Genomic DNA, 18,172 nt, shown 5'->3' with positions numbered 1-18,172 from the left:
CTTCGCCGGGCGGGCGGGGAAGTGGGCCGGAGTGGCGCTGTTCACACCGGCGCGTCGCGGGCGCCTCCGCCCTCGCGGGGCGTCCGTACGGGCACTGGCCTGAACCCGTCGAATGTGCGCGTTCTGTCACAGCCCGCCCGCCCGCGTCACCAGCAGGAACCCGCCACGCCGTCGGTGTCGTCCTTCAGGCGTACGCGGGACCCGGCATCCCCTAGTGTCGACGTCGGGTCAGGAGCAGGACCGCAAGGCAGCACGGCAGCAAGGCAGTGAGGACGGACGATGGCGCGGGTGGACATGACGGAGACCGAGCAGGGCCGCCAGGAGAACGAACGCTCCGGCTCCCGCTTCCGGACCACCCTCGACGGGCTCCGCCGCGACCGCGGGATCTGGCGCCGCGGCATCCTGATCGCCCTGTGCGCGGTGGGCCTCACCCTGCTGATGGTCCTCCACGCCGACATCCCCAACCGGATCGGCAACCTGGGCAGCCTGACCGAGACGTTCCTGCCCTGGCTGGGCCTCTTCGTGCCGCTGCTGCTCGTCCTCGCCCTGCTGCGCCGCTCCGCCACCGCCCTGATCGCGCTGCTGCTGCCCGCCGTGGTGTGGCTCAATCTCTTCGGTGGCCTCGTCGCCGACAAATCCGCCGCGGGCGGTGACCTGACCGTCGCCACGCACAACGTGAACGCCGACAACCCGGACCCCGAGGGCACGGCCCGCTCGCTCGCCGCGTCCGGCGCCGACGTGCTGGCCCTGGAGGAGCTGAAGGGCGACGTGGTCCCGGCGTACGAGCGCGGTCTCGCGGAGACGTACCCGTACCACTCCGTCCAGGGCACGGTCGGTCTGTGGAGCAAGCTGCCGCTGCGGGCCGCGCAGCCCGTCGACATCCGGATGGGCTGGACCCGTGCCATGCGGGCCACCGTCGTCACGCCGAAGGGCGAGATGGCCGTGTACGTCGCCCACCTGCCGTCCGTGCGGGTCAAGATGAACGCCGGGTTCACCGCCAACCAGCGTGACGTCAGCGCCGACGCCCTCGGCGAGGCCATCTCCGACGACCCGCACGAGCGGCTCGTCCTCCTCGGCGACCTCAACGGCACCATGAACGACCGCGCGCTCAACGCCGTCACCTCCCAGCTCCGCTCCACCCAGGGCGCGGCCGGAGACGGCTTCGGCTTCAGCTGGCCGGCCTCCTTCCCGATGGCCCGCATCGACCAGATCATGGTCAAGGGCGTCGAGCCGATGTCCTCCTGGGCCCTCCCCGAGACCAGGAGCGACCACCTCCCGGTCGCCGCCCGCGTGAGGCTCGACGCCTCGTAGGGCGCGTCTCGGCAGTGGCGTCGACGAGGGCCGGGTGACGCGGAGGGCCGCCGGGCCGAAACCCTCCCGTCACCCCCCGGAAGCCGCCGGGAAGAAAACACCTGAGAGTCTTTGTTCCGACGAAGAACTTACTTCTGGAAGGCTCTCCCATGCCCCTGGCGCTGCTCGCGCTCGCCGTGTCCGCCTTCGGTATCGGCACCACCGAATTCGTCATGATGGGCCTGCTCCCCCAGGTCGCCGACGACCTCGGCACCTCCGTCCCCACCGCGGGACACCTCGTCTCGGCGTACGCGATCGGCGTCGTCGTCGGCGCCCCGCTGCTCACCGCCCTCGGCTCCCGCATCCCGCGCAAGCGGATGCTGCTCCTCCTGATGGCCCTGTTCACGGTCGGCAACCTCGCCTCCGCGTTCGCCCCCGGCTTCGGCTGGCTGATCGCGGGCCGGGTCCTCGCCGGGCTCCCGCACGGCGCGTTCTTCGGCCTCGGCGCGGTCGTCGCCGCCCGGCTCGTGCGGGAGGACCGGCAGGCGCGGGCGGTCGCCACCATGTTCCTCGGTCTCACCGTCGCCAACATCCTCGGCGTACCGGCCGCGACCCTGCTCGGACAGCACCTCGGCTGGCGGGCCACCTTCCTCGTCGTCTCCGTCATCGGCCTCGTCGCCGTCGCCGCCCTCGCCCGGCTCGTGCCGCACATCCCGGTGGACGGGCGGCAGGGCCTCGGCCGCGAGGTGCGCGCCCTCGGCCGGCCCCAGGTGCTGCTCGGGCTCCTCACCGCCGTCTTCGGATTCGCGGGCGTCTTCGCCGTCTACTCGTACCTGGCCTCGATGACCACCGAGGTGATGGGCTTCGGCGACTCCACCGTGACGATCGTCCTCGCCCTCTTCGGCCTCGGCATGACCGGCGGGGCGCTCGCCGCGGGCCCGCTGACCGACCGGGCGCTCCGTCCCACCCTGTACGGCTCGCTCGCCGCCCTCGTCCTGGCCCTGGTCGCCTTCCGCTTCACCGTCCACGTGCCCTGGCTGGCCCTGGTCACGGTCGTGGTGCTCGGCGCGGTCGGCTTCATGACGACCACCCCGCTCCAGATGCTGGTCATGAACAAGGCCAAGGACGCGCCCACGCTCGCCTCCGCCTCCAACCACTCCGCCTTCAACCTGGCCAACGCGGGCGGCGCCTGGGCGGGCGGCGCCGCCGTCGCCGCCGGCTGGGGCTGGACCTCGCCGACCCTCGTCGGTGCGGGCCTCACGGTGGTGGGCCTGGCGATCGCGGCCGTCGCGGGCCTGCTCGACCGCCGTACGCCGGAGGGGACCTCCCGCGTCGTCGCGGGAAGCCCCCTCAAGCAGACCGGCGCGGAGGTCACTCCGACACCGGCGTCTCCCGCCAGCGGTTCGTGATCGGCAGCCGGCGGTCCTTGCCGAAACCCTTCGCCGAGATCTTCGTGCCCGGCGGGTACTGGCGCCGCTTGTACTCCGCCGTGTCCACCATCCGCAGCGTCCGCGTCACGAGCTCCTCGTCGAACCCGGCCGCCACGATCGCGTCCCGGCCCTGGTCCTGGTCCACGTACAGGGCGAGGATCGCGTCCAGGACGCCGTAGTCCGGCAGCGAGTCCGTGTCGACCTGGCCGGGGCGCAGCTCGGCGCTGGGCGGCTTGGTGATCGAGCTCTCCGGGATCGGCGGGGTCTGGCCGCGCTCCTCGGCCGCCCGGTTCCGCCAGCGCGCGAGCCGGAACACGGTCGACTTGTACACGTCCTTGATGGGCCCGAACGCGCCGACGGAGTCGCCGTACAGCGTCGAGTACCCCACCGCCAGCTCGGACTTGTTGCCGGGCGCGAGGACGATGTGGCCCTCCTGGTTGGAGATCGCCATCAGCGTCGTGCCGCGCAGCCGCGACTGGAGGTTCTCCTCCGCGAGCCCGGTGAGACCGAGCGCACCCATGTACGCGTCGAACATCGGCTCGATCGACACGGTACGGAAGTTGAGCCCGGTGCGGCGGGCCAGCTCGGCCGCGTCGCCGCGCGAGTGCTCGGAGGAGTACTTCGACGGCATCGACACCCCGTGGACGTTCTCCGCCCCGAGCGCGTCGCAGGCGATGGCCGCGACGAGCGCCGAGTCGATACCGCCGGAGAGGCCGACGAGCACCGAGCGGAAACCGTTCTTCGCGACGTACGCCCGCACCCCGATCACCAGGGCCGAGTACACCTCCTCGTCGTCGTCGAGGCGGTGCGCGTACCCGCCCGCCAGCTCCGGCTCGTAGGCGGGCAGCGGCTTCTCGGAGAGCACCACCCGGTCGATCCGCAGCCCGTCGTCGACGACGCCCTCGGGAGCGTCGGGGGCCGCGGCGGGCAGCTCCAGATCGAGGATCACGCTGCCCTCGACGAACTGCGGGGCCCGCGCGATCACCTCGCCGTCCGCGTCCACGACGATCGAGTCCCCGTCGAAGACCAGCTCGTCCTGACCGCCCGTCATCGCCAGATAGGCCGTGACGCAGCCGGCCTCCCGGGCCCGGGCGCGGACCAGTTCGAGCCGCGTGTCGTCCTTGTCCCGCTCGTACGGCGAGGCGTTGACCGACAGGAGCAGCCCGGCCGCCGCGCTGCGCGCCGCCGGCACCCGGCCGCCGTCCTGCCACAGGTCCTCGCAGATCGCCAGGGCCACGTCGACCCCGTGGACGCGGACGACCGGCAGGGTGTCGCCCTGCACGAAGTAGCGGTACTCGTCGAACACGCCGTAGTTGGGGAGGTGGTGCTTGGCGAAGCGCAGCACCACCTCGCCGTGGTGCAGCACGGCGGCGGCGTTCTCCGGGGAACCGGCCGGCCTGCCGAGCCGCGGCTCGGCCCGCTCGGAGCGGTCCAGATAGCCGACGACGACCGGCAGCTCGCCGAAGCCCTCGTCCGCGAGCCGGCGGGCGAGGCCGCGCAGGGCATCCCGGGACGCCTCGACGAACGAGGAGCGCAGCGCGAGGTCCTCGACGGGGTATCCGGTCAGCGCCATCTCGGGGAACGCGACGAGATGCGCGCCCTGTCCGGCGGCGTGCCGGGTCCAGTGCACGATCGCCTCGGCGTTCCCGGCGATGTCTCCGACGGTCGAGTCGATCTGATTGAGGGCGAGGCGTAGTTGAGGCACGCGCCCAGTGTAATCGTCAGACCGACGCTATGTCCTGGGATACGCGGCCCGAGTCCCGGAGCGCCTCCGTGCGGGGCGGTCACGCCCCTCTGATCATGTCCCCATGACGACCCTCGACGACCCGGCGGGGCCACACCCGGCCCGCCCCGCCCCGGGCCCCGGCAACCCTCCGGCACGCCGTGGCGTCTGACCCACCGTGCCCCGGACGGTGACACGCGCCTCGGCCGCCCTGACGGCCCTCGGCGCGGCCGCGTACACCGCCTGGGTCCTCGAAGTCCTCGTCGACACCGGACTCGACCCGGTCCGGACATACGTCTCCGAACTCGCCGCGTCGGACCAGCCGCTCGGCGGCCTCTTCCGTGCGACGGACCTGGCGGCGGGACTCCTCGTCCTGGCGGGCGCGACGGTCCGGCTGCTCCAGCGGAGGAACACGCGGACGGGCAGCCGCGGAGCCCGGGCCCGTGCCCCCTGGGACCTCGTCGGATGGATCGCGCTCCTCGTCTTCGGCGCCGCCACCGCCGTCGACTCGCGGCTGCCGCTGAGCTGCGCCCCGACCGCCGACCCCGTCTGCGCGGCGCGCGAGACCGCCGGGCTCGTGCCCGCCACCCATACGGCCCACGCGGTCAGCTCCACCCTCGCCATGACCGGCGCGCTCGTCGCGATGACCGCCCTCACCGCGGCCGCCCGCCGCCACGGCCACCCGCGGCCCCTCGCCCGTACCGGCCCGGTCCTCGTCGCCCTGGAGCTCGCCGCGACCGGCTGGACCCTGGCCGCCGTCGCCGCGTTCGAGGCCGGGAAGGGCACCTGGGCCCTCGGCGCGGGCCAGCGCCTCCAGGTGCTCCTGGTCGCGCTGTGGCTCGCGGTCCTGGCGTACTCCCTGGCCACCACCGAGGAGGAACGATGACCTTCGTACGGATCGGGGGAGTGGCCCACCACGTCACCGTCGACGGCTCGGGCCCCGTCTGCGTCCTGAGCGCGGGACTCGGCCTGAGCTGGTTCGACTGGGACCCGCTCGTCCCGCTCCTCGCCCCGCACCGTACGGTCGTCCGCTTCGACCGGCCCGGCCACGGCCTCTCCGCGCCCGCCGCCGTCCCGCCCACCGCCGCCGGCGAGGCCCACCGGATCGCCGGCCTCCTCTACGCGCTCGGGCTCCCCGGGCCCGTCACCGTCGTCGGGCACTCCCTCGCCGGGTTCCACGCGGAGGCCTTCGCCCGGCTCCACCCCGCCAGGACCGCCGCCCTCGTCCTCGTCGACTCCTCGGTGGAGGAGCACCCGCGCCCCGGCCGCACGACCGCCCTGGCCGGGCTCCTCGGGGCCGCCCTGGGCGCCGCCGGGGTGCCGGCCGCCCTCGGCCCGCTGGTCCGCCGCGCGACCGTACGCCACCACCCGGCCCCCGCCGAGCTCGTCCGCCGCGTCTACCGCACCTCACGCGTGCTGCGCGGCGCCCTCCTGGAGAACGCCCGCTACGGGGCCGTCGCCGCCGAGCTCCTCGCCCTGCGCGAGCGCCACCCCCTCCCGCCGGACCTCCCCGTCACCGTCCTCGCCGCCCCCGACGGCTCCGCCCGCTGGGAACGGCGCCAACGCGCGCTGGCCCGGCGGCTCGGCGCCCGCTACGAGGCGGCCGTGCCGTCGGGCCATCTGGTCATGCTCGACCGCCCGGACGCGGTGGCCCACGCGGTCCTGCACCCGGGTCAGGAAGCGGCGTAGACGCTCGTACAGAACGCCTTGATCTGCTCGTCCGACAGATGCGCGGCCAGATCCGCCTCGCTGATCATGCCGACGAGCCGCTTGTCCTCGATGACGGGGAGGCGCCGGATCTGGTGGCTCTGCATCTCCTCCAGGACGGCGCCCACGTCCGCGCCCGCCTCGACCCAGCGCGGGGTGCCCTTCGCCATCTCGCCACAGGTGATCCGGGACGGGTCGTGGCCCATGGCCACGCAGCCGATCACGATGTCACGGTCCGTGAGGATGCCGCAGAGCCGTTCGTTCTCGTCGGCGATGGGCAGGGCGCCCACGTTCATGTCGCGCATCATCTGCGCGGCGCGGTCGAGCGTCTCGTGAGCCGGGATCCACCGGGCTCCGGGGTGCATGATGTCCTTCGCCGTGGTCATGAGCTGCGTACCTTTCGTCGAGGTGGTCACGCCTACGTCCCCGAGCAGACCCATTCTCGGCGCACGGAGAGGCCCCCGCGACCGCACGGGGTCACGGGGGCCGGAGGTCCGCCGGCTCACCGGCCGTCAGGCCGTGGCACCACGCTTCCGCAGCATGTCCGCCATCAGCAGGATCTCGGACTCCTGCGCGTCCACCATGCCCTGGGCGAGGCCGCGCTCGACCTCCACGGAGCACTTCCGGACACAGCCCTCGGCCATGTGCACCCCGCCCCTGTGGTGCTCGGTCATGAGCTTCAGGTACAGGACCTCGGCCTCGCGGCCGCTCGCCTTCCGCAACGCGTCCAGCTGCGCGTTGGTCGCCATGCCCGGCATGAGCGCCCCGTCGAGCGGACCGGTGTCCCCGGAGCCGCCCATGCCCATCCAGGTCATCGGCTCGACACCGGACTCGACCTTGGGCAGATCCCACAGGTCGAGCCAGCCGAGCATCATGCCCCGCTGGTTGGCCTGGGTGTTCGCGATGTCGTACGCGAGGCGGCGCACCTCCTCGTCCTCGGTTCGGTCCCGGACGATGAACGACATCTCGACGGCCTGCTGGTGGTGGACGGACATGTCCCGGGCGAAACCGGCGTCGGCCGACGCGGTGGACGGCGTACGCGGCGCCTCCTCGCGCTCGGCGGAGGCGACGGTGACGGCGCCCCCGGCGAAGAGCAGGGCGAGCGCGACGGCGGTGACCGCCGCCCACCGCGTCCGGTTCGGCCGCCGCGCCGGGGAAGGCGTCGGGACGTCCTCGTCCCCGCTCACTTGTCGAGCCCGCCGGTGCAGGCCGCGCCGGGCTCGGGGGTCTGCTTCCCCTGGACGTACTTCGTGAAGAAGGCGTCGATCCGCGGGTCCTCGGCGTCGTCCACGGTCACCTGCTTGCCCCAGGCGGACAGCATGATGGCGCCGGCCTGGTCGTCGACCGGGCTCATCAGCGTGTACTTGGTCTTGCCGACCTTCTCCTCCAGCGCCTTCACGTCGTCGGCGGCGGCCTTCTTGCTGTACGTCACCCAGACGGCGCCGTGCTCCAGCGAGTGCACGGCGTTCACCTCGGGGATGGCCTTCTTGTAGACCACACCGTCGCAGTTCATCCAGACCGGGTGGTGGTCACCGCCGACCGGCGGCTTCATGTCGTACTTCACGGCCGTCTCGACGTGGTTGCGGCCGAGCTTCGCCGCGTCCCAGGACTTCTCGGCGGCGATCGGCGCCTTCGCGGCGGCGTCCTTCCGGTCCTGCTCGTCGGACTTCTTCATCAGCACGAAGGTGCCGAAGCCGACGAGACCGAGGACGACGACCCCGGAGACGCCGATGGTGATCAGACGGTTGCGGCGCTCACGGGCCTGCTCGGCGCGGCGCATCTCCTCTATTCGGGCGCGGCGGTCGGCGTTGGCGGAGCGGTTGGCGGCCATGGTGATGTCGTCCTTCTTCGGGGGTGGGGTGGAGTTCGGGGGTGGACGTGCGGGGGCGGGAGGACCGCCGCCCGCTACGTCCGGAGAACTTGAAGGACGTGCAGGTCCGGTGCGCGCGGCTCGGCGCCGGAACGCCGCGCCGGCCCGTCACCGGACGGCGCGCCGGGGCGCGGCGCCCCGCCCTCCGCGTGCAGCGGCGGGTCGAGCGGGGGCGCGCTGAGCACCGCCGGGGAGAGGGAGGGGAAGAGGGAGCAGCCGCCCCGGTCGTACGGGCAGACGTACTCGCTCACGGAGGCGGCGCTCTCGGCGGTCGCGCGCGGGTGCGGGCCCGGCTGCGGAGCGGCCTCGTGATGCCCTTCGGGCCCGGCGCCCAGACAGAAGAAGAGCGCGGCGAGGAGCGTCGCCACGGCACTCACCAGTGCCATGGGACGCACGTGCCGGGACGGGCGTACGAGCCGTGGGGCCCCCATGGGCGCAGATCGTAGTGTGCGCGGGGCCTCCGTGGGCCGAACGGGGTACCACACGGTACCGAGACGGAGGGGCCCACCGGGTGGACGGACCCCGGATCGAGGCGCTCCCGCGTTACCTGAGTCACACCCGAGCAGGCACTATGGGTGTGCAACGTGCGCGAAACCATGTGGTGGGATGCTCAGGTGCCCCCCGATGTACCCGAGGCGGTGGGAGCAGGCGGCCTGACCAGCGAGGATGGGTGTGGAAATGGACAAGCAGCAGGAATTTGTGCTCCGTACGCTCGAGGAGCGCGACATCCGCTTCGTACGTCTGTGGTTCACCGACGTGCTCGGCTTCCTCAAGTCGGTGGCCGTGGCGCCCGCCGAACTGGAGCAGGCCTTCGACGAGGGCATCGGTTTCGACGGCTCCGCGATCGAGGGCTTCGCCCGCGTCTACGAGTCGGACATGATCGCCAAGCCGGACCCGGGAACCTTCCAGATCCTGCCGTGGCGCGCCGAGGCCCCCGGTACGGCGCGGATGTTCTGCGACATCCTGATGCCGGACGGCTCGCCGTCCTTCGCCGACCCGCGTTACGTCCTGAAGCGGGCCCTGGCCAAGACCTCGGACCTGGGCTTCACCTTCTACACCCACCCCGAGATCGAGTTCTTCCTCCTGAAGGACAAGCCGCTCGACGGCTCGCGGCCGACGCCCGCCGACAACTCGGGGTACTTCGACCACACCCCGCAGAACGTGGGCATGGACTTCCGCCGGCAGGCGATCACCATGCTCGAATCGATGGGCATCTCGGTGGAGTTCAGCCACCACGAGGGCGCCCCGGGCCAGCAGGAGATCGACCTCCGCTACGCCGACGCCCTCTCCACGGCCGACAACATCATGACCTTCCGCCTCGTCATGAAGCAGGTCGCGCTCGAACAGGGCGTGCAGGCCACCTTCATGCCGAAGCCGTTCTCGGACTACCCGGGCTCGGGCATGCACACCCACCTGTCCCTCTTCGAGGGCGATCGGAACGCGTTCTACGAGTCGGGAGCCGAGTACCAGCTCTCGAAGGTCGGCCGCTCCTTCATCGCGGGCCTCCTGAAGCACGCGGGCGAGATCTCCGCCGTCACCAACCAGTGGGTCAACTCGTACAAGCGCATCTGGGGCGGCTCCTCCCGCACGGCCGGCTCGGGCGGCGAGGCCCCCTCGTACATCTGCTGGGGCCACAACAACCGCTCCGCGCTCATCCGCGTCCCCATGTACAAGCCGGGCAAGACGGGTTCCTCCCGCGTCGAGGTCCGCTCCATCGACTCGGGCGCCAACCCCTACCTGACGTACGCGGTCCTCCTGGCCGCCGGCCTCAAGGGCATCGAGGAGGGCTACGAACTCCCGGCGGGCGCCGACGACGACGTCTGGGCCCTCTCCGACTCGGAACGCCGCGCGATGGGCATCGAACCGCTCCCGCAGAACCTCGGCGAGGCGATCTCCCTGATGGAGAAGAGCGAACTGGTCGCGGAGACCCTCGGCGAGCACGTCTTCGACTTCTTCCTCCGCAACAAGAAGCAGGAGTGGGAGGAGTACCGCTCCGAAGTCACCGCCTTCGAGCTCCGCAAGAACCTGCCGGTCTTGTAGTCGCAGGTCAGGCTCAGTAAAGTCCTGGAGCAGTACTCAGGGCCGACGTTCGCAAACCGTCGGCCCTGAGTCGTCCCGCCCGCGTCTCCGGCGAGGTGCTCCCGGCCCTGGTCCCGGAGGCCGGTGGGGGGCGGGAAATGCGTTGCCCCAGTACGAGGGGCCGTTCAGACTGCCCCGGTGAAGATCCCTTACGCCGCCACCGCGCGGCTTCTGTTGCATCCGTTGAGCGTGGACGAGGCCGAGCGGGTCGTCGCCCGGGAGCCCGGGGGCGGTGACCGGTGGGCGGAGGGGTATCCGCAGGACGGGGACGTCCGTGGGGTCACCGGGTTTCTGCGGGGAGTCGCCGAGCGCGGCGATCCCGGGGTGTACCGGGCGTACGAGATACGGCTCCGGGAGAGTGGCGTCGTCGTCGGCGGGATCGGGTTCCACGGGCCGCCGGACGACCTCGGGGTGGCGACCGTCGGCTACGGGGTCGTGCCGGGGGAGCGGGGCAGGGGGTACGCCTCCGAGGCGCTGCGGGCGCTCGTCGAGATCGCCCGGGTGGCCGGCGCCGCCGGGCTGAAGGGCGACGCCGACCTGGACAACGTGGCCTCGCACCGCGTGATGGAGGCCGCCGGGATGCGGTGCGTGGCGGAGGACGAGCGGCTCCGCCACTTCTACGTGGAGTTCTGAGCCCCGCCCTCAGCGCTCCGACAGGTCCGACGGGGCCTCCTGGACGACCCAGCCGTTGCCGTCCGGGTCCTCGAAGGCCATGAACGAGTTCCACGTCTCGCCCTTGCCGTCCTCCCAGCCCGTCGCGCCGACGTGCCGGATCGGGGTGACGTCGACGCCCCGGTCGACCAGGTCCCGGCGGGCCGCCTCGATGTCCGTGACGCAGATCTGGAGGCCCTGGAGGCTGCCCGGCGTCATCGTCTTCGTGCCGGGCATCGGCGGCATCCCGCTCAGCATCGCGATCGAACAGCGCGAGCCCGGCGGGGTCGCCTGGACGATGCGCACGCCCGGCGCCACCTCGTCGTCCAGGTCGATCTTGAAACCGCACTTGTCGCCGTAGAACTCCTTCGCCCGGTCCATGTCGGTGACCGGTACGGGGACGACTTCCAGGGTCCAGTTCACGGGGGTTCTCCTCAGAAACGCCAGCGGGTCTGACCGAAGGGATCGCCCTTGGCGAAGCCGAAGACCGTACGAGGCGCGACCGCGAACACCAGGGCCGTACCACCGTCGCCCACGAACGCCCCCTCGCGCACCTCGAACCGCCATTCCGGCCCGTACTTCCCCACGTACGCCTCCGCGAGCACCGCCAGCCGGCCCTCGTCCTCCACCCGCGCCGCCTCGCCCTCGACCACCAGGTCGAAGCCCTCGCCGAGCGTGGGCGTGCCCGTGGTGAGGACGACCGCCGGGTTGCCCGTCAGATTGCGCGCCTTGCGTTCGTCGGGGCCGGTGCAGAAGCAGAGTTCGTGGTCCGACCAGACCGCGATCAGCGGGGTGACATGGGGGCGGCCGTCCGGACGTACGGTCGTCAGCCAGTAGACCTCGGCCGCCGCGAGCCGGCCGGCGGCGTCGGGCCAGGACGCCGGGGCCGCCTTCGGGTCGCTGTAGCGGGGGTCGAGGGATGTCCGCGGGTCCATCGCCGTTCCTTTCGCCGGGCCGGGAGGCGTACCCGCCTCTCCCTTACGACCGGTCCGCGCTCAGGAACTCATCGGCCCGCCGGCGTCCAGTGCAGCCTGCCGTCCAGACCGATCGCCGCCACCCCGTCCGTCCCCGCGTCCGGCGCCCCCGCGAACAGGAACCGCTCCAGCCGCCACACCGGCCGCGCCCCCGCCCTGCCGTGCGGCGCCGTCGCCAGGAACCCGGCGCGCGACCGGACCGCGAGCAGGCCGTCGCCGCCGCTCACCGGGCCGAAGCCGGCGACACCGGCGCCCGGCAGCTCCGTGACCAGCGAGACCGGCCCCGCGCCCGAGAAGTCGGCGCTCCGCAGGTCGCCGGAGGCCGGCTTGCGGAACCAGAGCCGTACGCCGTCGCCGTCCGGGGCCGCGCTCGCGCTCAGCGCCAGCGTCGTCGCCGGCAGCCCGGTCGGCGCCGGCCCGGCGAGCGGCCCGCCGGGGCGCTGCTGCGCCCACGTCAGGACGGTGCTCGGGGTGCTCGCGAAGACGTAGCCGCGCCCGGCCGCGTCCGTCGCCGCCACCGGGTCGCCGAACACGTCCCCGCCGCCGAGCGTCCGCCACGGGCCCCAGCCGCCGTCCGCGCGCTGCTCACGGGCGGTGAGCCGGTGGCGGCTGTCCCGCAGGACGAGGGTGGCCCGCCCGTCGGCGGCGACGGTCACTGCGGGCGCGCTGATGTCCGAGGTGCCCCGGTCGTCGTCCCGCTCGGGCGTCCCGAGCGAGGACCACGGGCCGAAGGCGCCGCCCGGCGCCGTCTGCGCGGTGGTCACCACCTCGCGGCCGTAGTCGGCGGGCCCGCCTCCGAACACCGTGCGGGTGCCGAAGACGGCGATGCGTCCGTCGGGCAGCGTCACGGAGGTGACGCCGCTGTCCAGGCCGCCGCCGGGCAGCAGCACCGGGCCGCGCCAGGCGCTGCCGGCCGCCGGCTTCCGCCAGGCGGCGAGGTGTCCGTCGAGCACGGAGAAGGCGTGGAGCCCGCCGTCCCGGTCCCGCTGCACCCACGAGGTGGAGGTGCCACGGGCGTACCGCACGGTCCGGGTCCAGCCCCGCCCGGCGGGCCGCGCCGCCACCTTCAGGTCACCGCAGCCCGCGGCCGTCCCGCAGTCGTTGACGCCGTCCAGCCAGGCGTACGTCTCCAGCGTCTTCAGCTTCGCGCCGGCCGTCTCCGGGTCCAGGGTGTGCGGCAGGACGCTGGTGGGGTAGCCGAGGTAGTTCTGCACGCCCACGTGGGGCCGCCCGGGGACGTCCGTGTACCGGGCGAGCGCGGCCTGGGTGAACCTCGCCCCGTACAGGTGGTCCTGGTGGTCCCGGAGCTTCCCGCTCCGCGGGTCCTTGCCGGGGCTCGGGTCCTGCATCCGGACGAAGGTCGGCCGGAAGCGGTCGAGGAGCCCCGCGACCGTGTCGACGACCTGGTCCTTCGTGTACGTGAAGTCGGCGCCGACCGGGGTGTCGGAGGAGCGCTGGGACTCCAGGGCGGTGATCCGCCCGTTCCAGAGGCCGTTGAGGCTGTGCGGGCGGTCGCCGTTGATCGAACCGGCCTCGCGTATCTGCAGCCACACCAGCTTCACCTGCGGCTGTGCGCGCAGGGTGTCCAGTTCGGCCGTGGCCCCGCCGGCCGTGGGTATCGCGACCCGCTCCCAGGGGCTGGTGCGGCTGCCGGTCGCCATCTCGGCGTACGCGGCGCGGATGCCGTTCTGCCGGGCCTCGGCGTACCGCGCCTTGTCGGGCTCGGCCGCCGCCGCGTCGCTCGGGCGCGCGTTGACACCGTCCGACTCGCCGGCCGTGAGGTAGACCGAGGTCAGGGGGTGGCCGGAGCGGATCGACTGGGAGATGTCCGGGTTCATGAAGAACAGGTCGTCGTCCGGGTGCGCCACGACCTGCACCACGGAGGTGGGAGCCTTCCCGCCCCGCGCGGGCACGGACGGCGCGACGGACACCGCCGCCGGAGCCTTCGCCTTCGGCTGCGCCGCGTGGGCCGTCGGCGTCCGTGGCGCTCCCGTCACCGACAGCAGCCCGGCGAACGTGCCGCCCACCAGGGCGGCCGTCACCGCCACGGAGGCGGCCCTGCGACGGGACGGAAGGGGACGGCGGCGGGGGCGGACGGGCATGTTCGGCGGCGCGCTTTCAACGGGGACGGACAGGCGGAGGAGGCCCGTCCCGGGCGGGACGGACCTTCGGAGCAGCAAGACGGTCTTTCAAGAAATACGGTTCATCGGGCCCGAAAAGCGATGGATGTGCGAGACATCACGTGTGATCCTCTGCGAACCGAAGGCCCCGACGCCCCTGCTCACCACTCCGGATAGGCTCGATCCGCCCGGGCCCGAACCCGGGCGGACCAGCTCGGAGGGAGCGGCGGAATGACGGTGCCCGGTCGTAGGAGCAGCACCTTCTCCCGTCTGCTCCGGCACGGATTCACCGACCCCTCCGGCGCCGAACGGCTCCTCGACGTGCCCGAGCTGTCCGCCCTGCGCGGCGACTCCGTCCTCCTCGACGCCCTCGGCGCCACCGCCGACCCCGATCTGGCCCTGCGCGGCCTGGTGCGTCTGGCCGAGGCACAGGGCGAGACCGAGCGGCAGACCTTCACGACCACGCTGCTCTCCGCGAAGCCCTTCCGGGACCGGCTCCTCGGGGTGCTCGGCGCCTCGGAGGCGCTCGCCGACCACCTGGCCCGCCACCCCCGCGACTGGGAGTCCCTCGTCACGTACGAGGCGGTGGACCTGCACCCGGGGGTCCCCGAGTTCGAGCGGGGGCTCGCCGGGGCCGCCGACGCGGTCTCGCTGCGGGTCGCCTACCGCCGCTGCCTCCTCGCCATCGCCGCCCGTGACGTGTGCGGCACCATCGACGTCGCCGAGACCGCCGCCGAGCTCGCGGATCTGGCGACGGCGACCCTGCGCGCCGCGCTCCGCATCGCCCGTACCGCCGCGCCCGACGACGACGCCCTGTGCCGGCTCGCCGTCATCGCGATGGGCAAGTGTGGCGGCCACGAGCTGAACTACGTCTCGGACGTCGACGTGATCTTCGTCGGGGAGCCGGTGAAAGAGGCCGGCGACCGGGAAGGAGACGAAGGCAAGGCGCTCCAGGCGGCGACCCGGCTGGCCTCCCATCTGATGCGGATCTGCTCGGAGACCACGGTCGAGGGCACCATCTGGCCGGTCGACGCCAACCTGCGCCCCGAGGGCCGCAACGGCCCCCTCGTCCGCACCCTCTCCTCCCACCTCGCCTACTACCAGCGCTGGGCGAAGACCTGGGAGTTCCAGGCGCTCCTGAAGGCGCGCGCCGTCGCGGGCGACCCCGAGCTCGGCGCCCAGTACATCGAGGCCGTCTCCCCGCTCGTCTGGCAGGCCGCCGAGCGGGACAACTTCGTCCCCGACGTGCAGAAGATGCGCCGCCGGGTCGTCGACAACATCCCCGCCGCCCAGGTCGACCGCGAGCTGAAGCTCGGCCCCGGCGGTCTGCGGGACGTCGAGTTCGCCGTCCAGCTCCTCCAGCTCGTGCACGGCCGCAGCGACGCCGGACTGCACAGCGGCACCACCCTCGACGCGCTCGCCGCCCTCGCCGCCGGCGGCTACGTCGGCCGGGCCGACGCGGCCCAGCTCGACGAGGCCTACCGCTTCCTGCGGGCCATGGAGCACCGGATCCAGCTGTACCGGCTGCGCCGCACCCACCTCGTCCCCGAGGACGAGGCCGACCTGCGGCGCCTCGGCCGCTCGCTCGGCCTGCGCACCGACCCGGTCGCCGAGCTGAACAAGGAGTGGAGGCGGCACGCGGCCGTCGTCCGCCGCCTGCACGAGAAGATCTTCTACCGGCCGCTGCTCGACGCGGTGGCCCAGCTCGCCCCCGGCGAGATCCGGCTCAGCCCGAAGGCGGCCGGGCAGCGGCTCGAAGCGCTGGGGTACGAGGACCCCGCCGCCGCCCTGCGGCACCTGGAGGCGCTGGCCTCCGGGGTGAGCCGGAAGGCCGCGATCCAGCGGACGCTGCTGCCGGTGCTGCTCGGCTGGTTCGCGGACTCGGCGGACCCGGACGCCGGGCTGCTGGGCTTCCGCAAGGTCTCGGACGCCCTCGGCAAGACCCCCTGGTACCTGCGGCTCCTGCGCGACGAGGGCGCCGCCGCCGAGAACCTGGCTCGGGTGCTGTCCGCCGGGCGGCTCGCCCCCGACCTGCTGCTCCGCGCCCCCGAGGCGGTCGCGCTGCTCGGCGACCCGGAGGGGCTGAAGCCGCGCGGCCGGGACCATCTGGAGCAGGAGGTCCTGGCGGCGGTGGGCCGCGCGGGCGACGCCGAGCAGGCCGTGGCGGCGGCCCGCGGGGTGCGCCGCAGGGAGCTCTTCCGTACCGCCGCGGCCGACCTGATCGGCTCGTACGGCACCGAGGACAGCCCCCGCGAGCTCGATCCGGGTGAGCTGGTCGACCGGGTGGGGGAGTCCGTCACCGACCTCAACGCGGTGACGATCGCGGGCGCCCTGCGGGCCGCCGTGCGCGCCGAGTGGGGCGAGGAGCTGCCGACCCGCTTCGCGGTCATCGGCATGGGCCGCTTCGGGGGCCACGAGCTGGGATACGGCTCCGACGCCGACGTCCTGTTCGTGCACGAGCCGCGCGAGGGCGTCGACGAGCAGGAGGCCGCGCGGGCCGCGAACCGGGTGGTCACGGAGATGCGCCGGCTCCTCCAGCTGCCGACCGCCGACCCGCCGCTGCTGATCGACGCGGATCTCAGGCCGGAGGGCAAGAGCGGCCCCATGGTCCGCACCCTGAAGTCGTACGCGGCCTACTACCACCGCTGGTCGCTCGTCTGGGAGAGCCAGGCGCTGCTGCGCGCCGAGCCCATGGCGGGAGACCTGGAGCTGGCAGGCCGGTTCATCGAGCTCGTCGACCCGCTGCGCTATCCGGCCGAGGGCCTCGGTGAGGACGCGGTCCGCGAGATCCGCCGCCTCAAGGCCCGGATGGAGTCGGAGCGGCTGCCGCGCGGCGCCGATCCGACGCTCCACGCGAAGCTGGGGCGCGGCGGTCTCAGCGACGTGGAGTGGACGGTCCAGCTGTTCCAGATGCGGCACGGCTGGGCGGAGCCGGGGCTGCGGACCCCCCGTACCCGTGAGGCGCTCCGGGCGGCGCACTCCGCCGGTCTGATCCCGACGGAGGAGGCGCAGACCCTGGACGAGGCGTGGGTCCTCGCCAGCCGGGTCCGCAACGCGGTGATGCTGGTACGCGGCCGGCCCGGCGACACCTTCCCCTCGGACCCGCGCGAGCTCGCGGCGGTGGGCCGCTACCTGGGGTACGGCCCGGGCCGCGTCGGCGAGATGGTTGACGACTACCGGCGGATCACCCGCCGGGCCAGGGCGGTCGTCGAGGAGCTGTTCTACGGGGCGTAGGGCCGGCCCGAAGGCGTTGCCCGCGCGGCCTCGCGGGCGGCCGGAGTCATCTGCCGGAGCTGACGCGCGGCTGCTCGGTCGTCTCGTCGGCCGAGCCGGCAGTCTCCGTCCCGTCGGCCGTCCTGGTCGCGGACGCCGTCCCCGCCGCCCGGGACGACCCGCCCCGGGCCACCGCGCCGGGCGCGGGTTCCACCAGCTTGGGCAGGTGGTGCGGCCGGGAGCCGTACCAGAAGTACGAGACGAGGAAGCCGAAGGCGAGGCAGATCATGCCGCCGACCGCGTCCAGCCAGAAGTGGTTCGCGGTGGCGACGATCACGACCAGCGTCGCCATCGGGTAGAGCAGGCCCAGGATCTTCGCCCACGGCGCCTTGGCGAGGAGGAAGATCGTCAGACCGCACCAGAGCGACCAGCCGATGTGCATCGACGGCATCGCCGCGTACTGGTTCGACACGTGCTTGAGGTTGCCCGAGGCCATCGAGCCCCACGTCTGGTGGACGAGGACCGTGTCGATGAAGTTCTGGCCGTTCATCAGCCGGGGCGGCGCGAGCGGGTACAGGTAGTAGCCGACCAGGGCCACACCGGTGGTCGCGAACAGCACGGTGCGGAACGCCGCGTAGCGGCCCGGGTGCCCTCGGTACAGCCACACGAGCACACCGATGGTCACGATGAAGTGCAAGGTGGCGTAGTAGTAGTTCATCGACACGATCAGCCAGGTCACCGAGTTCACGGCGTGGTTGACGGCGTGCTCGAAGGCGAGGCCGAGGGACTCCTCCGCCTGCCAGATCCAGTCGGCGTTCCTGAGCGCCTGGGACTTCTGCTCCGGCACCGCGTTGCGGATGAGGGAGTACGTCCAGTAGCTCACCGCGATGAGCAGGATCTCGAACCAGATCGTGGGTCGCCGCGGTGTGCCCGCGCGCAGGCGCGCGAGCCTTCCGTCGGCCACGATGGGTGACGACGGGGTCGTCCGGTCGTCCAAACTCTTCACGGTCGTTTCACCCATAGGGAGAGAGTCTGCCAGATCCCGTCCCCCCGACCGATCATCCCCCGGACGGGTTCGGGGCGCACCTGGTCCCCCTCAGGAATGACGTCCTGGG

General features: G+C 73.0%; 16 protein-coding genes. 7 read left to right on the top strand and 9 right to left on the bottom strand.

Going from position 1 to position 18,172, the window contains the following annotated elements; all coding sequences use genetic code 11:
- Positions 1-279: 279 nt before the first annotated feature.
- Complete coding sequence (locus AMK29_RS02175; protein ID WP_075806959.1) at positions 280-1,311, top strand: endonuclease/exonuclease/phosphatase family protein; 1,032 nt, start codon at positions 280-282, stop codon at positions 1,309-1,311.
- Positions 1,312-1,460: 149 nt separating this feature from the next.
- Positions 1,461-2,699, top strand: coding sequence for an MFS transporter (locus AMK29_RS02170; RefSeq protein WP_073806884.1), 1,239 nt, complete (start codon positions 1,461-1,463; stop codon positions 2,697-2,699).
- Here the strand turns inward: AMK29_RS02170 and AMK29_RS02165 are convergent.
- Positions 2,662-4,425, bottom strand: coding sequence for an NAD+ synthase (locus AMK29_RS02165; RefSeq protein ID WP_073806883.1), 1,764 nt, complete (start codon positions 4,423-4,425; stop codon positions 2,662-2,664). The two genes, AMK29_RS02170 and AMK29_RS02165, sit on opposite strands and share 38 nt — an antisense overlap.
- Before the next feature lie 196 nt (positions 4,426-4,621).
- Between AMK29_RS02165 and AMK29_RS02160 the strand changes: the two genes are divergently transcribed.
- Together AMK29_RS02160 and AMK29_RS02155 are read left to right on the top strand one after the other, a co-directional pair.
- Positions 4,622-5,329, top strand: coding sequence for a DUF998 domain-containing protein (locus AMK29_RS02160; RefSeq protein ID WP_073806882.1), 708 nt, complete (start codon positions 4,622-4,624; stop codon positions 5,327-5,329).
- Positions 5,326-6,132, top strand: coding sequence for an alpha/beta fold hydrolase (locus AMK29_RS02155; RefSeq protein ID WP_073806881.1), 807 nt, complete (start codon positions 5,326-5,328; stop codon positions 6,130-6,132). The genes AMK29_RS02160 and AMK29_RS02155 overlap by 4 nt, the downstream gene beginning before the upstream one ends.
- Here AMK29_RS02155 and AMK29_RS02150 read toward each other — a convergent pair.
- The 4 genes from AMK29_RS02150 to AMK29_RS02135 all read right to left on the bottom strand — a co-directional run bounded on the left by AMK29_RS02150 (position 6,117) and on the right by AMK29_RS02135 (position 8,406).
- Complete coding sequence (locus AMK29_RS02150) at positions 6,117-6,536, bottom strand: CBS domain-containing protein (protein WP_073806880.1); 420 nt, start codon at positions 6,534-6,536, stop codon at positions 6,117-6,119. The two genes, AMK29_RS02155 and AMK29_RS02150, sit on opposite strands and share 16 nt — an antisense overlap.
- A gap of 126 nt (positions 6,537-6,662) precedes the next feature.
- Complete coding sequence (locus AMK29_RS02145) at positions 6,663-7,337, bottom strand: DUF305 domain-containing protein (protein WP_241845058.1); 675 nt, start codon at positions 7,335-7,337, stop codon at positions 6,663-6,665.
- Positions 7,334-7,981, bottom strand: coding sequence for a DUF3105 domain-containing protein (locus AMK29_RS02140; protein WP_198942168.1), 648 nt, complete (start codon positions 7,979-7,981; stop codon positions 7,334-7,336). Before AMK29_RS02140 ends, AMK29_RS02145 begins: the two co-directional genes overlap by 4 nt.
- 74 nt (positions 7,982-8,055) lie before the next feature.
- Positions 8,056-8,406: a hypothetical protein gene (locus AMK29_RS02135; RefSeq protein WP_241845056.1), complete on the bottom strand. Its 351-nt coding sequence runs from the start codon at positions 8,404-8,406 to the stop codon at positions 8,056-8,058.
- 292 nt (positions 8,407-8,698) lie between these two features.
- On the opposite strand from AMK29_RS02135, the gene AMK29_RS02130 reads away from it, so the two are divergent.
- Both AMK29_RS02130 and AMK29_RS02125 read left to right on the top strand, forming a co-directional pair.
- Positions 8,699-10,060, top strand: coding sequence for a glutamine synthetase family protein (locus tag AMK29_RS02130; protein WP_073806877.1), 1,362 nt, complete (start codon positions 8,699-8,701; stop codon positions 10,058-10,060).
- Positions 10,061-10,237: 177 nt separating this feature from the next.
- Positions 10,238-10,732: a GNAT family N-acetyltransferase gene (locus AMK29_RS02125; protein WP_073806876.1), complete on the top strand. Its 495-nt coding sequence runs from the start codon at positions 10,238-10,240 to the stop codon at positions 10,730-10,732.
- 9 nt (positions 10,733-10,741) lie between these two features.
- Here the strand turns inward: AMK29_RS02125 and AMK29_RS02120 are convergent, their stop codons facing one another.
- From AMK29_RS02120 to AMK29_RS02110, 3 genes are all read right to left on the bottom strand, one after another.
- Positions 10,742-11,173, bottom strand: a complete 432-nt coding sequence (locus tag AMK29_RS02120) for a VOC family protein (RefSeq protein WP_073806875.1) — start codon at positions 11,171-11,173, stop codon at positions 10,742-10,744.
- A gap of 11 nt (positions 11,174-11,184) precedes the next feature.
- Positions 11,185-11,685: a pyridoxamine 5'-phosphate oxidase family protein gene (locus AMK29_RS02115; RefSeq protein ID WP_073806874.1), complete on the bottom strand. Its 501-nt coding sequence runs from the start codon at positions 11,683-11,685 to the stop codon at positions 11,185-11,187.
- Positions 11,686-11,753: 68 nt separating this feature from the next.
- Entirely contained in the window at positions 11,754-13,826 is a 2,073-nt protein-coding gene (locus AMK29_RS02110) for a PIG-L family deacetylase (RefSeq protein ID WP_073806873.1), read from the bottom strand.
- A gap of 249 nt (positions 13,827-14,075) precedes the next feature.
- On the opposite strand from AMK29_RS02110, the gene AMK29_RS02105 reads away from it, so the two are divergent.
- Positions 14,076-17,078: a bifunctional [glutamine synthetase] adenylyltransferase/[glutamine synthetase]-adenylyl-L-tyrosine phosphorylase gene (locus tag AMK29_RS02105; protein ID WP_073806872.1), complete on the top strand. Its 3,003-nt coding sequence runs from the start codon at positions 14,076-14,078 to the stop codon at positions 17,076-17,078.
- A gap of 46 nt (positions 17,079-17,124) precedes the next feature.
- On the opposite strand, the gene AMK29_RS02100 is transcribed toward AMK29_RS02105, so the two are convergent.
- Positions 17,125-18,078, bottom strand: a complete 954-nt coding sequence (locus AMK29_RS02100; protein ID WP_073806871.1) for a phosphatase PAP2 family protein — start codon at positions 18,076-18,078, stop codon at positions 17,125-17,127.
- Positions 18,079-18,172 lie beyond the last annotated feature (94 nt).

Source organism: Streptomyces sp. CB02261, from assembly GCF_001905665.1.
Taxonomy (GTDB): domain Bacteria; phylum Actinomycetota; class Actinomycetes; order Streptomycetales; family Streptomycetaceae; genus Streptomyces.
This window is presented reverse-complemented; position numbering and strand designations above follow the sequence as displayed.

Excerpts from the sequence above, each read along its gene's own strand:
- AMK29_RS02135 (WP_241845056.1), bottom strand. The coding sequence starts at position 8,406 with ATGGCACTGGTGAGTGCCGTGGCGACGCTCCTCGCCGCGCTCTTCTTC.
- AMK29_RS02100 (WP_073806871.1), bottom strand. The coding sequence starts at position 18,078 with ATGGGTGAAACGACCGTGAAGAGTTTGGACGACCGGACGACCCCGTCG.
- AMK29_RS02150 (WP_073806880.1), bottom strand. The coding sequence starts at position 6,536 with ATGACCACGGCGAAGGACATCATGCACCCCGGAGCCCGGTGGATCCCG.
- AMK29_RS02140 (WP_198942168.1), bottom strand. The coding sequence starts at position 7,981 with ATGGCCGCCAACCGCTCCGCCAACGCCGACCGCCGCGCCCGAATAGAG.
- AMK29_RS02170 (WP_073806884.1), top strand. The coding sequence starts at position 1,461 with ATGCCCCTGGCGCTGCTCGCGCTCGCCGTGTCCGCCTTCGGTATCGGC.
- AMK29_RS02155 (WP_073806881.1), top strand. The coding sequence starts at position 5,326 with ATGACCTTCGTACGGATCGGGGGAGTGGCCCACCACGTCACCGTCGAC.
- AMK29_RS02110 (WP_073806873.1), bottom strand. The coding sequence starts at position 13,826 with ATGCCCGTCCGCCCCCGCCGCCGTCCCCTTCCGTCCCGTCGCAGGGCC.
- AMK29_RS02105 (WP_073806872.1), top strand. The coding sequence starts at position 14,076 with ATGACGGTGCCCGGTCGTAGGAGCAGCACCTTCTCCCGTCTGCTCCGG.
- AMK29_RS02130 (WP_073806877.1), top strand. The coding sequence starts at position 8,699 with ATGGACAAGCAGCAGGAATTTGTGCTCCGTACGCTCGAGGAGCGCGAC.
- AMK29_RS02175 (WP_075806959.1), top strand. The coding sequence starts at position 280 with ATGGCGCGGGTGGACATGACGGAGACCGAGCAGGGCCGCCAGGAGAAC.
- AMK29_RS02115 (WP_073806874.1), bottom strand. The coding sequence starts at position 11,685 with ATGGACCCGCGGACATCCCTCGACCCCCGCTACAGCGACCCGAAGGCG.